This window comes from Gracilimonas sp. (genome assembly GCF_031581265.1).
Lineage (GTDB): Bacteria > Bacteroidota > Rhodothermia > Balneolales > Balneolaceae > Gracilimonas.
In genome coordinates this window covers 1-16,290 of record NZ_JAVLBQ010000006.1, presented here as the reverse complement: position 1 = coordinate 16,290, position 16,290 = coordinate 1, and the positions used below count along the sequence as shown (strand labels likewise).

The following is a 16,290-nucleotide window of genomic DNA, read 5'->3' as shown; positions in this document are numbered from 1 at the left end:
CTCTATGGATGTTTTCAATTGCCTTAATCTTACTACAAGGTTTTATACGTAAGAAAATGTCGTTGAGTCTCATCTATAATGCAACTTTCATATAAACCCTGGTCCCATGCATAAAACAAATTATCGAATAACCTCCTTCCTTCTATTCTTTGCCTTAATTTTCATGCAGTTTACTGCCTGTGATACAGTAGAATCTGATAACCGGCGAGTTGTAGACGATAATGATAATAATAACAACAATAATGGTGATAGAGAGTGGCTGATTCCTCAGGATGAAGTAATTGATGGCGGCCCAGGTCAAGATGGCATTCCATCTATTGATAATCCTAAATTTATAAATGCTTTCGAAGCTGACTATGTTAGCGACGACCGATTGGTTCTTGGCATTAAAGTTGGTAATGAGGTACGGCTTTATCCTCATGAAGTAATGGATTGGCATGAAATAGTAAATGACCAAGCAGGTGAGTTGCATTATTCACTAACCTATTGTCCTCTGACGGGAACAGGCATCACCTATAAAAGAGAAATCAACAACCAGGTAAATGAATTTGGAGTCTCAGGGCTGTTGTTCAGAAATAACTTAATTATGTACGATCGGAATACCGGTTCAAGATGGTCTCAAATGCAAATGAGATCAGTGAATGGTGAATTAATTGGCCAGGAAGGTGAACTCATTCAAACTATACAAACTGACTGGAAAACTTGGCAAAAGCTATATCCTGATGCGAGAGTATTAAGCACTGAAACCGGTTTCAGTAGGCCGTATGATAGATTTGCTTACGGAGAGTCGTATATAACCGATAATAGCCGTTTCATTTTTGAACCCAAAAGATTTGACAACAGACTTCCAAATAAAGCACAAGTTCATGCTATAATGCCTAAAACTTTTAAGGGTGAAGACACGAAACCAAGAATATACCCGATCAAAGATTTAAGCAGTGATATTGAAGTTATTCAAGAAAGTTATGACAACAGAAATTTGGTTATTGCCGGTAGTTCTGATCTTAATTTTGTAGCCTCTTTCTCAAGAACCCTGAGCGATGGTACTGAGCTTAGCTTTGAACCTGTTCAAGATGAACTGCCTGTAATTATGAAAGACAGTGAAGGCAACCATTGGACTATTTTTGGTGAAGCTGTAAGTGGTCCCAGAGAGGGTGAAAAACTCAAATCTACAAAATCATATAATGGATATTGGTTTGCTTTCGCTGATTTTTATCCCGGATCATCTATTTATTCTAACTAACAGGTGATAAAAATGATCGCTGAGCCTCAAAAATCCTACTTTACCTGATTGGCGATTGGCTAATTATTGAACAGATCATAAATAACGCTCAGCCCAGGCACCGGCAACTTTTCCCACATACCGTGCATCGTCTTCGTTGGTCAATAAGTGATCTGCATCATCAAGGGAGATAAAGCTTTTGGGGTGTTTGGCTAATTTGTAGATATGGGCAGCATTATCGATCCCTACGGTTTTATCTATAGGTGAATGAAAAATCAATAAAGCTTTTCCTAAGTTTTGGATGATATTATCCATATTCTGCTCATTCAGGTCATCGAGGAATTGCTTTTTTATGGTGAATATACGTCCTGCAAGGTTCACTCTCGCTTCTCCCTTCTCTTCAATTTCTTCCCTTTTATCTACTAAATGATGTGCTACGTGTTTGGGATTGCAAGGTGCACCAATAGTGGCAACTGCTTCCACAGAGTTAATCAATCCAGCCGCCTGCAACACAGCCGCACCACCTAAAGAATGTCCGATTAGCATACGCGGGGCATGAAATTCTGTAGCCATATACTCCGACGCTTTAATTAAATCTTCCACATTTGAGGAAAAATTAGTATCCGCAAAATCTCCTTCACTTTCGCCCAGGCCAGTAAAATCAAACCTAAACACCCCCATTCCCTGATCGGTTAAAGCATCACTTATTCTTCCGACGGCTTTCAGATTTTTGCTGCACGTGAAGCAGTGAGCAAACAAAACCGCTCCTTTTTTTACTCCTTCATCAGGTTCATCAATTCGAGCCGAAAGTTTCTCACCCTGACTTCCTTCAAATTCAACTTTTTTGCTTTTCATTATTTCTACCTGTATTCCGGATTTTCAAAATTCCAGCGGGTACCGTCATCCCAGTCCTGTCGTGAATTGCCATAGCTCGGATATCCGCCATTTTCTTTTAACATGTTAGCCAAATGTAACAGGTTGTAGGTCATGAAAGTAGTATTTCGTTTGGTGAATTCATTATCAAAACCCACCGGGCCATTTTCACTTTCATCCCCATAACTTGGTCCAGGTCCGGCTTCCCCGATCCAACCGGCATCGGCCTGTGGCGGAATGCTGTAACCTACATGCTGAAGGGCATATAAAATTCCCATCGCACAATGTTTGATACCATCTTCATTCCCGGTCACCAAGCATCCTCCTGCTTTACCGTAAAATTTATATTGGCCTTTCTCATTTTGCAGGCCGCTCATGGCGTATAAACGTTCAATCAGCTGTGTAGCCACCGATGATTTTTCTCCCAGCCAAATAGGGGTTCCAATAATTAAGATGTCAGATGCATCCACTTTCTTCCAAAGTTCCGGCCATTCGTCTTTGTCTGCTCCATGTTCCTTCATATCCGGATATACCCCAAAGGCCACATCATGATCCACCAACCGAATGCACTCTGCATCTACTCCTTCTTTCTCCATAATATTCATGGAAACATCAATCAGTGTCCGGGTGTGGCTTTCCTTTGGCGATTTTTTTAGTGTGCAGTTTACATATAAAGCTTTCAATTTTGAAAAATCTGAATTTGTATCAGTCATCTTTTATCCATTATCTATTTAGTATTTGAATATTATGGAAGCTGCCTATTTCAATATTCTTACTGAAATTTTTAAGAATCACTTTTCCAAAAACTGTACCGCAAACATTTCATCTTTATCCATCCATGTTTTTACGGGGTGAAAGTGACCTTTGGTAAGTTTCCTGAATGACGCTAAGGAATATTTGTGCGAGTTTTCAGTATGAATGGTCTCGCCTTTTTCAAAATGTATCGCTGAATTTAGGATCTCTACTGTTTGATCAGTGATGCTGACTAAATGCATCTCAATTCGGCTTTTTTCTTCATTGAAAACCGCTTTGTGCTCAAATGCATCCAGGTCGAAATCTGCTTCCAGTTCATTATTTATTCTTCGAAGAATGTTCTTATTAAATTCGGCGGTCACACCTTGTTTGTCATCATAAGCGGCTATCAGGGTTTCCTCATCTTTTAATAAATCAAAGCCTATTAATAGTCCCCCCTCATCCTCAATTAAGTCCGCAATCAAAGCGATGAATCTACCGGCTTCTTCTTTAGTGAAGTTTCCGATGGTTGAGCCGGGATAATAAGCAATGCGTCGTGTTTGTGATTCCTTAACAGGAAGTTCAAAAGGGCGGGTATAGTCAGCCGCAACCGGAATGATATTTAGCTCAGGATATTCAGCCTGAAGTTCGTCAGCTACATCAGCTAAAAAATCATCAGAAATATCTACAGGGACATAAGAGTGAATATTCGGCAAGTTATTTAACAACATCCTGGTTTTCAGGCTACTTCCACTTCCCAATTCAACGAGTTGAATATCGGAACCGAGCTTTCTGGCAATTTCATCTATATTTTGCTTCATAATGGAAAGCTCAGTTCGCGTTAGGTAGTATTCATCAAGCTCACAAATTTTTTCAAATAGCTCGGAACCCCACTTATCATAAAAATATTTACTCGGTATTGTTTTTTGAGATTTTTGCAGTCCCTCAATTACATCATTATAAAATTGAGACTTCTTCTTTACCCCTTCCAAAACTGCTATGGACATATGCCTCTTTTTAAAAATTTCGTGTACTAATTATTTAGCTAATCTAATGCCGGTAAATTGCCAGCGCTCATTAGCATGGAAAAAATTCCGATATGTTTTTCGGAAATGAGATTTTGAGGTAGCACAAGAACCGCCTCTTAATACGTATTGGTTACACATAAATTTACCATTGTATTCTCCCAGTGCACCCGGCAGTGGTTTATATCCAGGATATGGAGCATACGAACTTCGTGTCCATTGCCAAACCTCACCAAACATTTGCTGTAATCCTTCGTCGGCATTTTGTAGTGCTACCGGATGGAGATTGCCAGCGTCAGCAAAAGCTCCATTTATCGGTAACGATTCCGCTGCCACCTCCCATTCTTGTTCGGTGGGTAATCGACAGCCTTTCCAACGAGCATAGGCATCGGCCTCAAAATAACTGACATGCGTTACCGGCTCATTTGGGTCAACTTTCTGCATACCGCATAGTGTGTAATGCCACCATTCGCCGTCTTTCTTCTCCCAATACAATGGGGCATTCCAATTATCATCCCGTACGGTTGAGAATCCCTCATCCAGCCACCATTTTGGCTCACTATAAACCCCAGATTCAATGAATTTTATAAACTCTGCATTAGTCACCAAACGGTTGGCTAATTCAAAATCGTGGATATACGTTTTATGCCGGGGGAATTCATTGTCGTATCCAAAATCATTGCCCTTATGGCCGACTTCATATACTCCCTCTTTAAATGAGGTCCAGCTTAATTCCGGAACTGATTGTACTCTTGGTCTTTCAACTTTTTTGTATGCAACATTCAGCGGGTTTTGGGCAAACATATATTTCAGGTCGGTCATCAGCAATTCCTGATGTTGCTGCTCGTGATGAATGCCAATCTCAATGATAGGAGCCCATTTTTCGTATTGTTGGTCAGTTGCATTTTTGATAAGGTTGACCACATGCTCATTGATGCTTTCCCGATACTCAAAAACTTGTTTTACCGTGGGGCGTGAAATATTTCCGCGCCGGGCTCTGCAATGGGGCACGCCGGTTTGCAAATAATAGGAATTGAATAAATAACTGTATTGGGGATGAATAGGATCATAGTCATCAAGTTCTTTCTCAAGCAAAAAAGTCTCGAAAAACCAGGTGGTATGAGCCAGGTGCCATTTAGCCGGACTTGCATTTTCCGTTACCTGTATCACAAAATCTTCAATTTCAAGCGGGCCTGTAATTTCTTCCGTAAAACCCCTGACTTTCTTGAATTTTTCAGTCAACTCTTTTCTACTATATCGAAAACTATATTTGTCCGTGTTTTCAATTGCCGGCTTTTGTGTAGTAGCTCCTTCTTCCATTGCTAAGCTGGTGTGTTATTATTCCATTTATTGACGACTTGAATATCTTCATTCTTACTTAGATAACTATCTTTTTAGAATTCAAATTCCAAATAAAGTAAGAATAACGTGCAGTCCCTCATCAATATAATATATTCATTTTTGGAAGCTACTTTATTATGGACCACAAATCCCCGGTACCAAGTCAAAATACTGGGACATCCCAACGGCACTTAATGGTTGTTACCACATTCATCGTAGCAGCCAGCTTATTGGTTGTCTTGACTACTTTTGCCATCAATATGCTTACTTCTACCGGCGATCTAAATAAAATATTGGTCCGCTGGTCTCAAAGTAATGGAGAGAGTGTAGAATCTGTGCTTAACTATTTTGAATCTGGAGATGAGCAATTTTTAGAAGACTATGAAACATCAGTAAAAGAAAGAGAAAATACTACCGAGGTAATCAATGAATTACTAAGTGACAATCCTAATACTGATTTAATATTTCGTGAATTTGACCCTGAGGATATTCATCCCAATGAAATTACAGGGCTAATTAGAATCTTTTCTTTCTTTGGACACACTTCTGAAATTCAACAGATAAAGGGAACATGGAGCCAAATAATGGCAGTAACCAATGAGAGAAAGGCCCTTATTGACTCACTTCTTGCAACATCAAACGTAGCCGGAGCCTCAGAGCAAGACCCTGTTGCTTTATTGCAAAGAAAGAATCAAAAGTTGAACAACTATGTAAGATCAATGATCTCCGGTAGTTCAGGAATTCTATTTTTACTAAAGCGGTACTCACTTTGGTTTACCGTTCTTTTAGGAATTTTAATTGTTTTGATTGGCGTGATATATACCGTCAGAGGCATAAAGAATATTAAAAATATGCAGAGCCTGCTGGAGGAACGGGATTACCTGGCCATGTTTCCCAAACTAAATCAATTTCCGGTTCTTAACCTGAACGTCAGGTGTGAAGTGGATTTTGTTAATCAAGCTACTAATGCATTGTTTCCAAATTTGAAGAAACAAGGGCTTTCGCATCCATTTCTAAAAGAACTGGGATCTCGATTACACGATATAACTTCAGGATCCGATAAAACTTTGCTTTATGAAGTTGAGGTGGATGAAAGTTACTACCAACAGGCCGTGCACTTTCTATCGGAAGAAAAGGGGCTTCACGTTCACTCTATTGATATTACAGAATTGAAAGAGAAACAGTTTAAGCTAACCCATACACTTAAGGAAAAAGAGACTTTACTGTCTGAGGTACATCACCGAGTTAAAAATAACATGGCTGTTATTACCGGGCTTCTCGAACTACAGGAAATGATGGGTGAAAGTACGCATCCTGCTCTATCAGAAAGTCGCTCCCGAATTAAGTCGATGGCAATTATTCATGAACTCCTATATCAATCAGATTCATTTTCTGAAATTGATACTTCAAAATACCTTGCAAAACTTGGAGAACATCTAAGACTATCTTTATCAAATATTGCATCTGTTAAGGTTAAGGATCAAAACACTTCACAATCACTGAATATCAATCAAGCTGTTCCGCTGGGACTTTTACTCAATGAAATTGCTTTTTACCTGTGCACTGAACGATCAGAAGATGACAAGAGATTGGAATTAGAATTGCAGATCATATCCAAAAACGATTCGCTTTGTCTTAAAATCACCTCGGAACAGCCCGGGGTTTCAAACCCCCTGAATACCACCGACAAACCAACGTTGCGAATTAGCCTTATCAAAAATTTACTGGCCCAAATTGAAGGGGAGTTGATAATGCCGGAATCTGATCATCTGTCTATTGAAATAGAGTTTTCACCCAACATCAAAAAAGGGTCGAGCAGTACCCTGATTAATTAATACAAATATGAAATGGTTTAAAACAATTATTATAGGAATTATTGCGACCTTTGCAATGGATATAGTCATGAATGTCTTGATGATGGTATTTGGCCTTTCGCCAACAAATATACATCCGGCTGCAGCTTTTCTATTTAACCTGGGGATAGAGAGTAAGGTTTTGTCTGTAATTTTACATTATTCTTATGGAACACTTTGGGCATTGGTATTTGTCTACGCCTTTGAGCGTAACTTTTCAATTATCAGAGGCATCCTTTTTGCCTTGGTATTATGGCTTTTCATGATGCTTGTTTACAGTCCTGTAATTGGCTGGGGATTTTTTGGAATTGGTAATGCCCAGTTACTGGATAGCTCTCACCCTCTTTATCTCTCTTCTACTCTCCATTATTTAATTGTGACTTTGGCTGTTCACCTTGCCTATGGATCTACTTTGGGCTTTTCATCTAAAAAATTTATTCCTGAAAATACAATGGAAAGGCAGGTTCCTTTTTTACAATAAAATTTTCTTAAGTAAGATTGTTAATGGCCACCTCATCAAACCATTTAAACCTAAAAACTGGATTTAACTTATGACCACTAAATTATTACGAAGCACCTTTTTCATTACAGCCACTTTGCTCTTACTTGGAGCCTGTAACACAAAGCAAGAAAAATCAAATTCTGAAAACTCCGAAGCTGAAAAAGTGCCTTCTTTTGAAGTTACAACGGTCTCAGGAGACACCATTAGTTTAGACGAATCTCTGCAAGAAGGAAAACCTGTTGTTATCTATTTTACTGCTTCCTGGTGCCCTATTTGTGCACAAAACTGGCCGGTGCTCACCGAAGTATATCCTGAGTATGAGGATCGGCTAACCTTAGTTGCCATAGGTATAGACCCAACCGACGATGAAGAAACTATGCGCGAACTGGCCGAGGAAAAAGGATTCACATTTCCGGTTACACGAGGATTGCCCAATATTATGCTCGACTATGGCGTAGAAAGTCAGGCCACAACCGTTGGGGTGAACCGTGACGGAGAAATTGCCTTCCGTAAAAACAAAATGGCTCTTAGCGCTGATGAATATCGTACGCTGTTTGATGAGCTTTTAAATTAGTTATTCGTTAATGGTTGTTGGTTATTTGGTACTTTATAATCAATGGCTGCCAATTAACCAACAAACCAATACCTTTTAAACCCAACAGATGGAATTCATCTATTTTTCTTTTCTTCAGGGGGTAGTCGCTTTTTTTGCCCCTTGTGCAGTGGCACTGCTTCCCGGATATATTGTGTCCTATATCTCAAGAAATTCCCAAAACCAACCTGAATTCAAGGCAAGGCTTTATCGCGGCTTAAAATTAGCCGGAATTAGCATTTTGGGAATATTAGTCGTTTATGCCCTCGCAGGTATACTCATCATCGTTGCCAGTCAAATTTTGAAAGCTTATATGAAATGGGTGACTATAGGGATGGGAGTGGTCCTCATCATTCTTGGAATACTCATGATTGCAGGTAAAAATGTAGCTTTCTCAGTCAATATAAATCAGCGAAACCAAAACTCTGAAACTAAAGAGGCTTTCGTTTTCGGCATTGGATATGCTATTGGCGCGCTTGGGTGTCTATTCCCCCTGTTTCTTGCCGTTGCTACCCAAGCCCTGACGGCTCCTTCCATTATCTTAGGTGGAAGTTATATTCTCGCCTATTTTGTGGGAATTAGTCTTATGATGGTTACTGCTATACTACTCTCCACCTTTGCTAAAGATTTTTTTATGAAGTATTTGCGAAAGCTGCTTCCCCATATGGGCAAAATCACCGGCTCTTTGCTGATCTTGGCCGGTATTTATGTGATCTATTATCAAATGATTTTAATTTGAATTGATTCAACACCACATCTTCTACTAATTAGCTTTTTTTTAAGACTTTCCATCTCCAAAACGTCTGTTACTCAAACTATTAACAGAAATTACAAGGAGTTAAATATGAATCAGTTAAACAAATTATCCGGAATAGCACATTGGTTACCAAGACTTTCACTCGCAGCTATATTTATTTATCACGGGCTGCCAAAAATAACCGCCGCTGGTGATATGGCAGCAGCAATGGGAATGCCCACTGCTATGGTCTTAATGTTAGGTATTGTTGAAGTTGGTGGTGCATTACTAATGTTATGGGGTGGCTTCGGACCTGAATGGGCTACCCGTGTAGCAGGCATCATCTTTACCATAGTTATGATTGGAGCTATTGCCATGGTCCATGCCCAATACGGCTGGAATTCTATAAATATGGGTAACAACGGCGGACGAGGAATGGAATTTCAAGTGCTAATTATAGCCGTCTCCCTCTTATATACTATCAAAGGAAATGCACTTAATGATGAAGTAGCTGTATCTGAATAAACAATTATCTTATTAGATCCATAGAGATAAGGGGAAAGGCTTGGTCGCTTTTCCCTTTTTTGTTTAAAGGATTTGGTTAGCTATCGGACTGCATTTCTGCAAATTCGGAAAAGCTTTGATCTTGATAAGCATTTGTACCAACATAATCTAAAATCTGAACATACATCTCTTCCGGGATAAAACCGGGCTGACCCGCAATAATTTCTCCTTCCGAATCAATGAAAATAAAAGTTGGGGTGCCTGTAGCACGCATCGCACCGGCAAATTCTCTTTGACTCAGTTCCCTTCCCCGAAAGGTTAAAAACTCATCCTCAACATCAATATCAATCCATACCGGGTAAAAGTGTTCTTCGGTTTTCTCTTGAACTTTTTCTACTGTAAATACTTCACGTTCCATCTTTTTACAGTAACCACACCAAGTGGCATTGATATAAACCAGCACTTTTTTGTCATGTTCTCCAGCCAATTTTTGCGCTTCTTCCATAGAAACCCAATCAAATAATTCTTTGGCATTTACTTGCTGTTCTTCAGTGGATTGGGATGTTTCTTGCACATCTTGAGCACAACCGGCAGCTGAAATAAAAAGTGTAAAAACGGTTATTAGTGTTTTCTTAAAAATCATCGGGTTTACTTAATAGATTAAAATTATTTCGCCTTCAATTACGATAACGCCTGTTCAAGATCGGCAATTATATCCTCGGGATGTTCCAGGCCAACACTCAAGCGAATTAAATTATCCGGTGTAGGGGATTCTTCACCTTCTGACGATTTCCGGTGCTCCCAAATACTTTCGATACCACCTAAACTGGTAGCCGCTTTTATAAGTTTTGATTTCCCTACTATTTCTACCGCTTCTTTCGCACCTCCTTCAATCAAGAAAGAAATCATGCCGCCAAAATCATCCATTTGTGCTTTGGCAATATCGTGTCCTTCATGGGTTTCAAGGCCGGGATAATAGACGACTTCAATGTTATGATGCTTACTTAAAAAGTCAGCTACTTTTCGGGCGTTTTCATTGTGGGCCCGCATCCGATAGGGAAAAGACCGGATACTTCGACTCAGCAACCAACAATCTCTTGGTGAAGGAACTGCTCCCTGAACCCGTTGTACCAACCTGATTTTTTCAAAAAGTTCCTCATCACTCGTGATAACTGCTCCGCCTAAGATATCACTGTGTCCGCCCAGGTATTTTGTGGTGGAGTGAACCGAAATATCTGCTCCCAATTTCAGCGGACGCATATTGTAGGGAGTCGGCCAGGTATTATCTACAGCAACTAAAGCTCCTTTTTGTTTGGCTAATTTACTTACAGCCCGCACATCCGTGATAAGCAGGCGTGGATTTGAGGGAGTTTCCAGCCAAAGTAATTTTGTGTTTTCTTTTAGAGATGAACTCACTATTTCTAAATCCGTCATATCTATGAAATCCACCTTCAGATTCCATTTTTCAGCAAACTCCCACATCAGTTTCCTTGTTCCAAAATACACATCATTGGCTACCAATACATGAGCTCCGTGTTCTACCGTTTGGAATACCGATGAAATTGCAGCCATCCCTGAAGCAAAAACAGCACTATGATCTCCCGCCTCCAATTCAGCAATTACATTTTCTAACTGCGTACGATTTGGGTTAGACAACCGAATATATTTATCGTCTCCTTCGGTGTAGCCCCCACCCCGATGTTCATAAATCGTTGAAACCTCAATTCCGGGAACAACGGTATCGTTTTCCCTTTTTTCAACTTTCATGCTCCCATGAATGGCGATCGTCTCTATGTGTCTTTTCTTCATAATCCGTCTTAATTATTTCCCTACAAAAATAAACAATTTTTAAACCATCCTCTTTTATTTGTTATAACATGCTTCATAGAAAACTTGGGTAATATTTTAAATGAAATCGGTAAAAATTCAGTTTCTTTGTTTAGTTAGCGCTAAGAATTTTACATTGGTTTATGGTTAGGTTATGGCAAAAATATAAGTTGATAGTTCGAAGAAATTTCATGAGAGGCCTTACTCTCGCCGATGGACTCGATTATTGGAGAAATAATCTCTTCTACACCATCATCCTTTACCTGCTGCCACTTGCGCTGATTCTACTGATCCCCTCCATGATTATGACTTACTTCATGGAATTGACCGGTTTGGCTATTGCGTATTTTGTTTTTTCAGCTACCATTATTTTTGTCGCACTTTTCCAAAATATCGGTATTACGGTACGGAAATATTTTTTCCTTGGGCTTCTCTATATCGTAGCCACATCGCTGATATTTTTTATGGGTCAACACGGTGCCGGGATTACCTACTTATTTGGAGTCACTGTTTTTGCTTTGCTAATTCTACCCCCCAAAGCCGGAAAAATTACGATTGGTGTCAATGTAGGCATTTGCGTATTACACGCATTCTTCATTTATAATAACATGGTGGAATATCCACTCAGAGATAGCTTCCAGGTTATATCCTGGATTTTGATATCAGGAAATTCCATACTCTTAAGTATAATGGCCGTAATTTTTATGCCCATGCTTTTTAGTGGTTTGCAGAATACCATTATCGAGCAACATGGTCTTGAACGGGAATTAAGGGTTCATCAAAAAGAACTTGAAAACTCCTTAACAGAAAAAGAAACGCTATTGGCTGAAATCCATCATCGGGTAAAAAACAACCTTGCTGTTATTTCGGGGTTGCTGCAATTACAGGCTTTTAAAGAGACGGATAAAGAATTTCAAAAGAAATTGTTGGACAGTACCCTCCGAATAAAATCGATGGCCGGCATACATGAGCAACTATATAAAGCTCACAGTTTTTCCAATATTTCCTTTGATGAGGGGCTCATAAACCTTACTCAAACCATTATAGAAACGCTTGGAAATGGTGATAGGATTCATACCGAATTTGACCTTGACCCGGTCGAACTCAATATCAATCAAGCGGTGCCCTGCAGTTTAATTGTGAATGAAGTGGTAACAAATTCTCTTAAACACGCCTTTGAAAACCGGGAAAAGGGAGAAATCGCTATTACGCTTAAGTATTCATCTGATAATGTTTTATTACGTCTTTTAGATGACGGAAGCGGCTTTGATGATTCAACGCCAGCTGAGGGGAAGACTTCCCTTGGTATGGAATTGATCGATACCCTTGCACAACAATTGGGCGCTGATTATAAATATGGCTCCAGAGGTAATGGTACCGGAACTATGTTCGAACTAAAGTTCACGCTATCTAACTCACCCGGAAGCAGCAGCTCATAACTCTTTTATTGCCCTGATGCGCTCCAGAACCGGTGGATGTGAATAATTCAGCCATACATAAAACCAGTGTGGTGTTAAATTTGAGAGATTGTCTTTGGAGAGTTTCTTCAATGTAGAGATCATATCGCCCGGTTTTTCAGTCGTAACTGCTGCAAATTCGTCCGCCTCAAATTCATGTTTACGGGATAGGATCTGCATGAAAACGGACAAGATCATATCAATTGGAGCATAAAGCATTCCGAAGAAAATGAGTCCGGCATATACCGAGATTTCTTCCATATAAAATGCTTCAAACAATCCTTCCGCATTTAGGAAAATGGAAAGCAGGAAAAACATTACCCCGGTTTGCAGAATGCTTGTCACCATGCCTTTTACGATATGCTTTTTCTTATAGTGACCAATTTCATGTGCGAGTACAGCCACCAGCTCATCATTGGTGTGATTCTCGATGAGCGTATCATACAATGCCACTCTTTTATTCTTTCCAAATCCTGTAAAAAACGCATTTGACTTACTAGAACGCTTGGAGCCATCAATCACGAAGAGCCCCTGAAGCGGAAAGTCTACATTCTCCGCGTATTCCTCAATTGCCGTTCTCAGTTCACCTTCTTCCAAGGGTGTAAAGTCATTGAAGAGCGGCATGATCCAAGTCGGAGCCACGTACTGCATAATGAGTGTAAAAGCGGTAACCACTCCCCAGGCATATAGCCAAGCCAAATCTCCGGCATACATGAAAAACCATAAAATACCGGCCAAAAGTGGGGTCCCGATTAGCAAACTCAAACCAACTCCTTTCACCATATCCATGACAAAAGTTTTGGGAGTTGTTTTGTTGAAGCCAAATCGCTCTTCGATCACAAAAGTAGAATAGATACTAAATGGCAGGTTAATGATGGTTTTTGCCAAGATCAATATGCCAATATAGAACAAGCCGGTTACCAGCTCTCCATAGCCCCAGGCCCGTACAATCTCATCCAGCCAGTTGAACCCTCCGGAAAACCAGAATCCCAATACAACAGCCAAATCAAATCCACCGGTAAGGAAGCCAAACTTAGTCCGCACTTTAGTGTATTCCTGTGATTTGGCGTAGGTATCCTCGTCATATACGCCCTCAAATTCATCAGGAAGTTCTTTGGAAAGGGATTTGAGATTTAGATAATTGGAGGTGAGGTCAAGAATAAAATCAATGGCAATGGTTGCCAGAATAATGACGGCGTAAATGTTCATTTACTAATTTTTTTGATGGCATATTTATTGTTATCAAAAGGTATGAAGATTGGAACTAAATTGGTGCACCCCATCCATCATATTCCCCACCCTTTTCCTCGGCAACTTTGGTAAGCCAAAGATTCAGCTCATACACCCTATCAACTCCATAAATAAAACAAATTAGTTTAACATTAAACTAATGAATGATAAATCGTATATTAGCGTTGTGATAGCAAAACAAACAAAACATCATAATTATGGAACATCATAAAGGAATACATCACATTACCGTACTTGCCGGGGATGCACAACGGAATGCTGCATTTTATACTGAAATTTTAGGAATGCGGCTGGTCAAGAAATCCGTAAACCAAGATGATCCCGGTACTTACCATTTGTTTTATGGAAATCAGGCGGCCGAACCCGGTTCAAGCCTGACTTTCTTCCCGTGGCCAAATGCTCAAAAAGGAGAAGCAGGAGTTGGAGAAGTGATAAATGTTGGACTACAAGTGCCTGAAGGGTCCGAAGATTATTGGGAAGTTCGCCTAAGTGAAAATGACATTTCTTACGAAGTGGTTGATGTATTCGGACGCAAAGCTCTCCGCTTTGAAGATCCGGATGGATTGGAACTGGATATTGTTTTTGAGGGTGAGGCAAAACCCAAGGTAGAAAATGTAGACTACATCGTTCCTGCCGAACATACCATACGGGGTTTCTGGGGGGCACGGATGTTGCTCACTGAAAAACAGCATACTGCAATTTTATTGGGTGATTTGTTTGGTTTTAAAGAAACTGCCGAAAATGGTAATCAAACGCTCTATGAAACCGATGCTCCCATTGGCCGGTATGTAATTATCGAGAAAGCAAAGCAACCTGAGTACGGTAAAAATGGAAGGGGCATCGTTCATCATATTGCGTACCGTGCCGAGAATAAAGAAGAGCTGGATGAGCTCCGCCAAAAAGTAGGTAAGAAAGGGTTGAATCCTACACAGATCATTGATCGTCACTGGTTTAATTCAGTGTATTATCGAATTCCGGCCGGCGTTTTATTTGAGATGGCTTCGGATGATCCCGGTTATACTGTTGATGAAGAGTTCGAACATCTCGGCGAAACATTGATACTGCCACCATGGCTGGAATCCAAAAGGGATCGTATTGAGCAAATGCTACCTGAAATTAAATTGGCCACCAAAGCATGAATCAAGTCAAAAGTACAGCACTGTAAACTCGCTCCTGACGCTCAGCGTCAGAGTGAATTATTCCCAAGAATTTAAATCAAATTGCCACACTCATGAATTTATTTAGAGCAACAGAAAGCACCAAATTTGAAGGCCCACATCAAACAACCCAAATAGTAACAGGTGGCGTTGATACATCTGAAGCCGACGCTGCCATGATCATGATTCACGGACGGGGTGCAACGGCACAAAGTATTCTTCCGCTGGCTAATGAATTAGATACCGATCTGAAACTTACGCTCCGAGCTCCGCAAGCTAGTGGAAATACCTGGTATCCAAATTCATTTATGGCACCATCAGATCAGAATCAGCCGGGTTTGTCATCCGGGTTGCAAAAGATTTTTGACATTGTTCAGGACTTAAAAGCAGAAGGAATTTCTGAAGATCAGATTTATATCCTGGGGTTTTCTCAGGGCGCGTGCTTGGCTTCTGAATTTGTGGCTCGCCATCCCAAAAAATATGCCGGATTGATAGCTCTTAGTGGTGGCCTAATTGGTACTGGCACATCTGTTCCACACGATGAGTACAGTGGTGATCTTGAAAACACCCCGATATTTATGGGCTGCAGTGACATTGATCCCCATATTCCTAAAGAAAGGGTCAATGAATCAGCAGATATGCTCAAGTCCCTTAATGCCAATGTAAATAAAAAATTGTACCCGGGAATGGGACATACCGTTACAAGGGATGAGATTCTTGAAATCAATAAGCTTTTAAGCAGTTAATCCGAATCACTAAAACGGAAAGAAAATTCGGTGCCCTGTTCATCAGAGTTGACCCTCATTTCTGCCTCAAGCTGATCGGAAAAGTTTTGAATTAGCATGGATCCTAATCCTTCTCCCTGCAATTTCTTGAAATCATCGGGCAAACCCGGACCATTATCTGCTATCCGTAAAAATATCTCATCCTGTAGATTTTTAATTTCAACTGAAAGCTTACCATTTTCTTTACCTTCAAATGCATACTTATAGGCATTCACAACTAACTCATTTACAAGCAGACCGCTCACCACCGTTTTATCCACTGAAAGCTCTACGGATTCAAGTTCAAATTCTAAATCTACTTCTTCATCATTATCGGTGTAGGTTTTGTGAATAGCTTCTACTAAATCTTTTAAATAAGGGTCTTATGAAGCAAACGAGTCAAAGCGGATCGTCTCTGAGTCGTTTAAGCAATATGTGATATAAGTTATGATTG

17 protein-coding genes are annotated in these 16,290 nt (G+C 40.1%); 9 read left to right on the top strand and 8 right to left on the bottom strand.

The genetic code is table 11. The features are described from left to right. Positions 1-106 precede the first annotated feature (106 nt). On the top strand, positions 107-1,243 hold the full coding sequence (locus RI561_RS03720) for a DUF3179 domain-containing protein (RefSeq protein WP_395078884.1): 1,137 nt from the start codon (positions 107-109) through the stop codon (positions 1,241-1,243). A 75-nt stretch (positions 1,244-1,318) separates the two neighbouring features. Here the strand turns inward: RI561_RS03720 and RI561_RS03715 are convergent, their stop codons facing one another. The 4 genes from RI561_RS03715 to egtB form a co-directional block, all read right to left on the bottom strand. Further along, complete coding sequence (locus RI561_RS03715; RefSeq protein WP_395078883.1) at positions 1,319-2,077, bottom strand: alpha/beta hydrolase family protein; 759 nt, start codon at positions 2,075-2,077, stop codon at positions 1,319-1,321. Positions 2,078-2,082: 5 nt separating this feature from the next. Next, on the bottom strand, positions 2,083-2,808 hold the full coding sequence (locus RI561_RS03710; RefSeq protein ID WP_395078882.1) for a flavodoxin family protein: 726 nt from the start codon (positions 2,806-2,808) through the stop codon (positions 2,083-2,085). 78 nt (positions 2,809-2,886) lie between these two features. After that, positions 2,887-3,834, bottom strand: a complete 948-nt coding sequence (egtD, locus tag RI561_RS03705; RefSeq protein WP_395078881.1) for an L-histidine N(alpha)-methyltransferase — start codon at positions 3,832-3,834, stop codon at positions 2,887-2,889. 30 nt (positions 3,835-3,864) lie between these two features. Further along, entirely contained in the window at positions 3,865-5,172 is a 1,308-nt protein-coding gene (gene egtB, locus RI561_RS03700) for an ergothioneine biosynthesis protein EgtB (protein WP_395078880.1), read from the bottom strand. 158 nt (positions 5,173-5,330) lie between these two features. On the opposite strand from egtB, the gene RI561_RS03695 reads away from it, so the two are divergent. From RI561_RS03695 to RI561_RS03675, 5 genes are all read left to right on the top strand, one after another. Further along, a complete protein-coding gene (locus RI561_RS03695; RefSeq protein ID WP_395078879.1) occupies positions 5,331-7,028 on the top strand; it encodes a histidine kinase dimerization/phosphoacceptor domain -containing protein in 1,698 nt (565 codons plus the stop codon). Positions 7,029-7,035: 7 nt separating this feature from the next. Next, complete coding sequence (locus RI561_RS03690; RefSeq protein ID WP_395078878.1) at positions 7,036-7,527, top strand: DUF6789 family protein; 492 nt, start codon at positions 7,036-7,038, stop codon at positions 7,525-7,527. Between the two features lie 70 nt (positions 7,528-7,597). Next, the gene (locus tag RI561_RS03685) at positions 7,598-8,122 is read left to right on the top strand and encodes a peroxiredoxin family protein (protein WP_395078877.1); all 525 of its coding nucleotides are present in this window, start codon (positions 7,598-7,600) and stop codon (positions 8,120-8,122) included. Positions 8,123-8,210: 88 nt separating this feature from the next. Then, positions 8,211-8,879: a cytochrome c biogenesis CcdA family protein gene (locus RI561_RS03680; protein ID WP_395078876.1), complete on the top strand. Its 669-nt coding sequence runs from the start codon at positions 8,211-8,213 to the stop codon at positions 8,877-8,879. Positions 8,880-8,984: 105 nt separating this feature from the next. After that, a complete protein-coding gene (locus RI561_RS03675; RefSeq protein ID WP_395078875.1) occupies positions 8,985-9,401 on the top strand; it encodes a DoxX family protein in 417 nt (138 codons plus the stop codon). 76 nt (positions 9,402-9,477) lie between these two features. Here RI561_RS03675 and RI561_RS03670 read toward each other — a convergent pair whose 3' ends face one another. Both RI561_RS03670 and RI561_RS03665 read right to left on the bottom strand, forming a co-directional pair. Beyond that, on the bottom strand, positions 9,478-10,023 hold the full coding sequence (locus RI561_RS03670; RefSeq protein WP_395078874.1) for a thioredoxin family protein: 546 nt from the start codon (positions 10,021-10,023) through the stop codon (positions 9,478-9,480). A 38-nt stretch (positions 10,024-10,061) separates the two neighbouring features. Continuing rightward, positions 10,062-11,189, bottom strand: a complete 1,128-nt coding sequence (locus RI561_RS03665; protein WP_395078873.1) for a trans-sulfuration enzyme family protein — start codon at positions 11,187-11,189, stop codon at positions 10,062-10,064. 209 nt (positions 11,190-11,398) lie between these two features. Between RI561_RS03665 and RI561_RS03660 the strand changes: the two genes are divergently transcribed. Beyond that, positions 11,399-12,646, top strand: coding sequence for a sensor histidine kinase (locus tag RI561_RS03660; RefSeq protein ID WP_395078872.1), 1,248 nt, complete (start codon positions 11,399-11,401; stop codon positions 12,644-12,646). On the opposite strand, the gene RI561_RS03655 is transcribed toward RI561_RS03660, so the two are convergent. Beyond that, a complete protein-coding gene (locus RI561_RS03655; protein WP_395078871.1) occupies positions 12,641-13,873 on the bottom strand; it encodes a M48 family metallopeptidase in 1,233 nt (410 codons plus the stop codon). The two genes, RI561_RS03660 and RI561_RS03655, sit on opposite strands and share 6 nt — an antisense overlap. A 239-nt stretch (positions 13,874-14,112) precedes the next feature. On the opposite strand from RI561_RS03655, the gene RI561_RS03650 reads away from it, so the two are divergent. Further along, a complete protein-coding gene (locus RI561_RS03650; protein WP_395078870.1) occupies positions 14,113-15,054 on the top strand; it encodes a VOC family protein in 942 nt (313 codons plus the stop codon). 92 nt (positions 15,055-15,146) lie between these two features. Then, a complete protein-coding gene (locus tag RI561_RS03645) occupies positions 15,147-15,818 on the top strand; it encodes an alpha/beta hydrolase (protein ID WP_395078869.1) in 672 nt (223 codons plus the stop codon). Here RI561_RS03645 and RI561_RS03640 read toward each other — a convergent pair. Then, the gene (locus RI561_RS03640) at positions 15,815-16,117 is read right to left on the bottom strand and encodes a sensor histidine kinase (protein ID WP_395078868.1); all 303 of its coding nucleotides are present in this window, start codon (positions 16,115-16,117) and stop codon (positions 15,815-15,817) included. The two genes, RI561_RS03645 and RI561_RS03640, sit on opposite strands and share 4 nt — an antisense overlap. Between the last annotated feature and the right edge of the window lie 173 nt (positions 16,118-16,290).

What these genes read in the sequence shown, in the direction of transcription:
- RI561_RS03680 (WP_395078876.1), top strand. Translation starts at nt 8,211, where the DNA reads ATGGAATTCATCTATTTTTCTTTTCTTCAGGGGGTAGTCGCTTTTTTT.
- egtD (WP_395078881.1), bottom strand. Translation starts at nt 3,834, where the DNA reads ATGTCCATAGCAGTTTTGGAAGGGGTAAAGAAGAAGTCTCAATTTTAT.
- RI561_RS03655 (WP_395078871.1), bottom strand. Translation starts at nt 13,873, where the DNA reads ATGAACATTTACGCCGTCATTATTCTGGCAACCATTGCCATTGATTTT.
- RI561_RS03665 (WP_395078873.1), bottom strand. Translation starts at nt 11,189, where the DNA reads ATGAAGAAAAGACACATAGAGACGATCGCCATTCATGGGAGCATGAAA.
- RI561_RS03695 (WP_395078879.1), top strand. Translation starts at nt 5,331, where the DNA reads ATGGACCACAAATCCCCGGTACCAAGTCAAAATACTGGGACATCCCAA.
- egtB (WP_395078880.1), bottom strand. Translation starts at nt 5,172, where the DNA reads ATGGAAGAAGGAGCTACTACACAAAAGCCGGCAATTGAAAACACGGAC.
- RI561_RS03645 (WP_395078869.1), top strand. Translation starts at nt 15,147, where the DNA reads ATGAATTTATTTAGAGCAACAGAAAGCACCAAATTTGAAGGCCCACAT.
- RI561_RS03720 (WP_395078884.1), top strand. Translation starts at nt 107, where the DNA reads ATGCATAAAACAAATTATCGAATAACCTCCTTCCTTCTATTCTTTGCC.
- RI561_RS03660 (WP_395078872.1), top strand. Translation starts at nt 11,399, where the DNA reads ATGAGAGGCCTTACTCTCGCCGATGGACTCGATTATTGGAGAAATAAT.
- RI561_RS03650 (WP_395078870.1), top strand. Translation starts at nt 14,113, where the DNA reads ATGGAACATCATAAAGGAATACATCACATTACCGTACTTGCCGGGGAT.
- RI561_RS03690 (WP_395078878.1), top strand. Translation starts at nt 7,036, where the DNA reads ATGAAATGGTTTAAAACAATTATTATAGGAATTATTGCGACCTTTGCA.
- RI561_RS03715 (WP_395078883.1), bottom strand. Translation starts at nt 2,077, where the DNA reads ATGAAAAGCAAAAAAGTTGAATTTGAAGGAAGTCAGGGTGAGAAACTT.
- RI561_RS03675 (WP_395078875.1), top strand. Translation starts at nt 8,985, where the DNA reads ATGAATCAGTTAAACAAATTATCCGGAATAGCACATTGGTTACCAAGA.
- RI561_RS03670 (WP_395078874.1), bottom strand. Translation starts at nt 10,023, where the DNA reads ATGATTTTTAAGAAAACACTAATAACCGTTTTTACACTTTTTATTTCA.
- RI561_RS03685 (WP_395078877.1), top strand. Translation starts at nt 7,598, where the DNA reads ATGACCACTAAATTATTACGAAGCACCTTTTTCATTACAGCCACTTTG.
- RI561_RS03710 (WP_395078882.1), bottom strand. Translation starts at nt 2,808, where the DNA reads ATGACTGATACAAATTCAGATTTTTCAAAATTGAAAGCTTTATATGTA.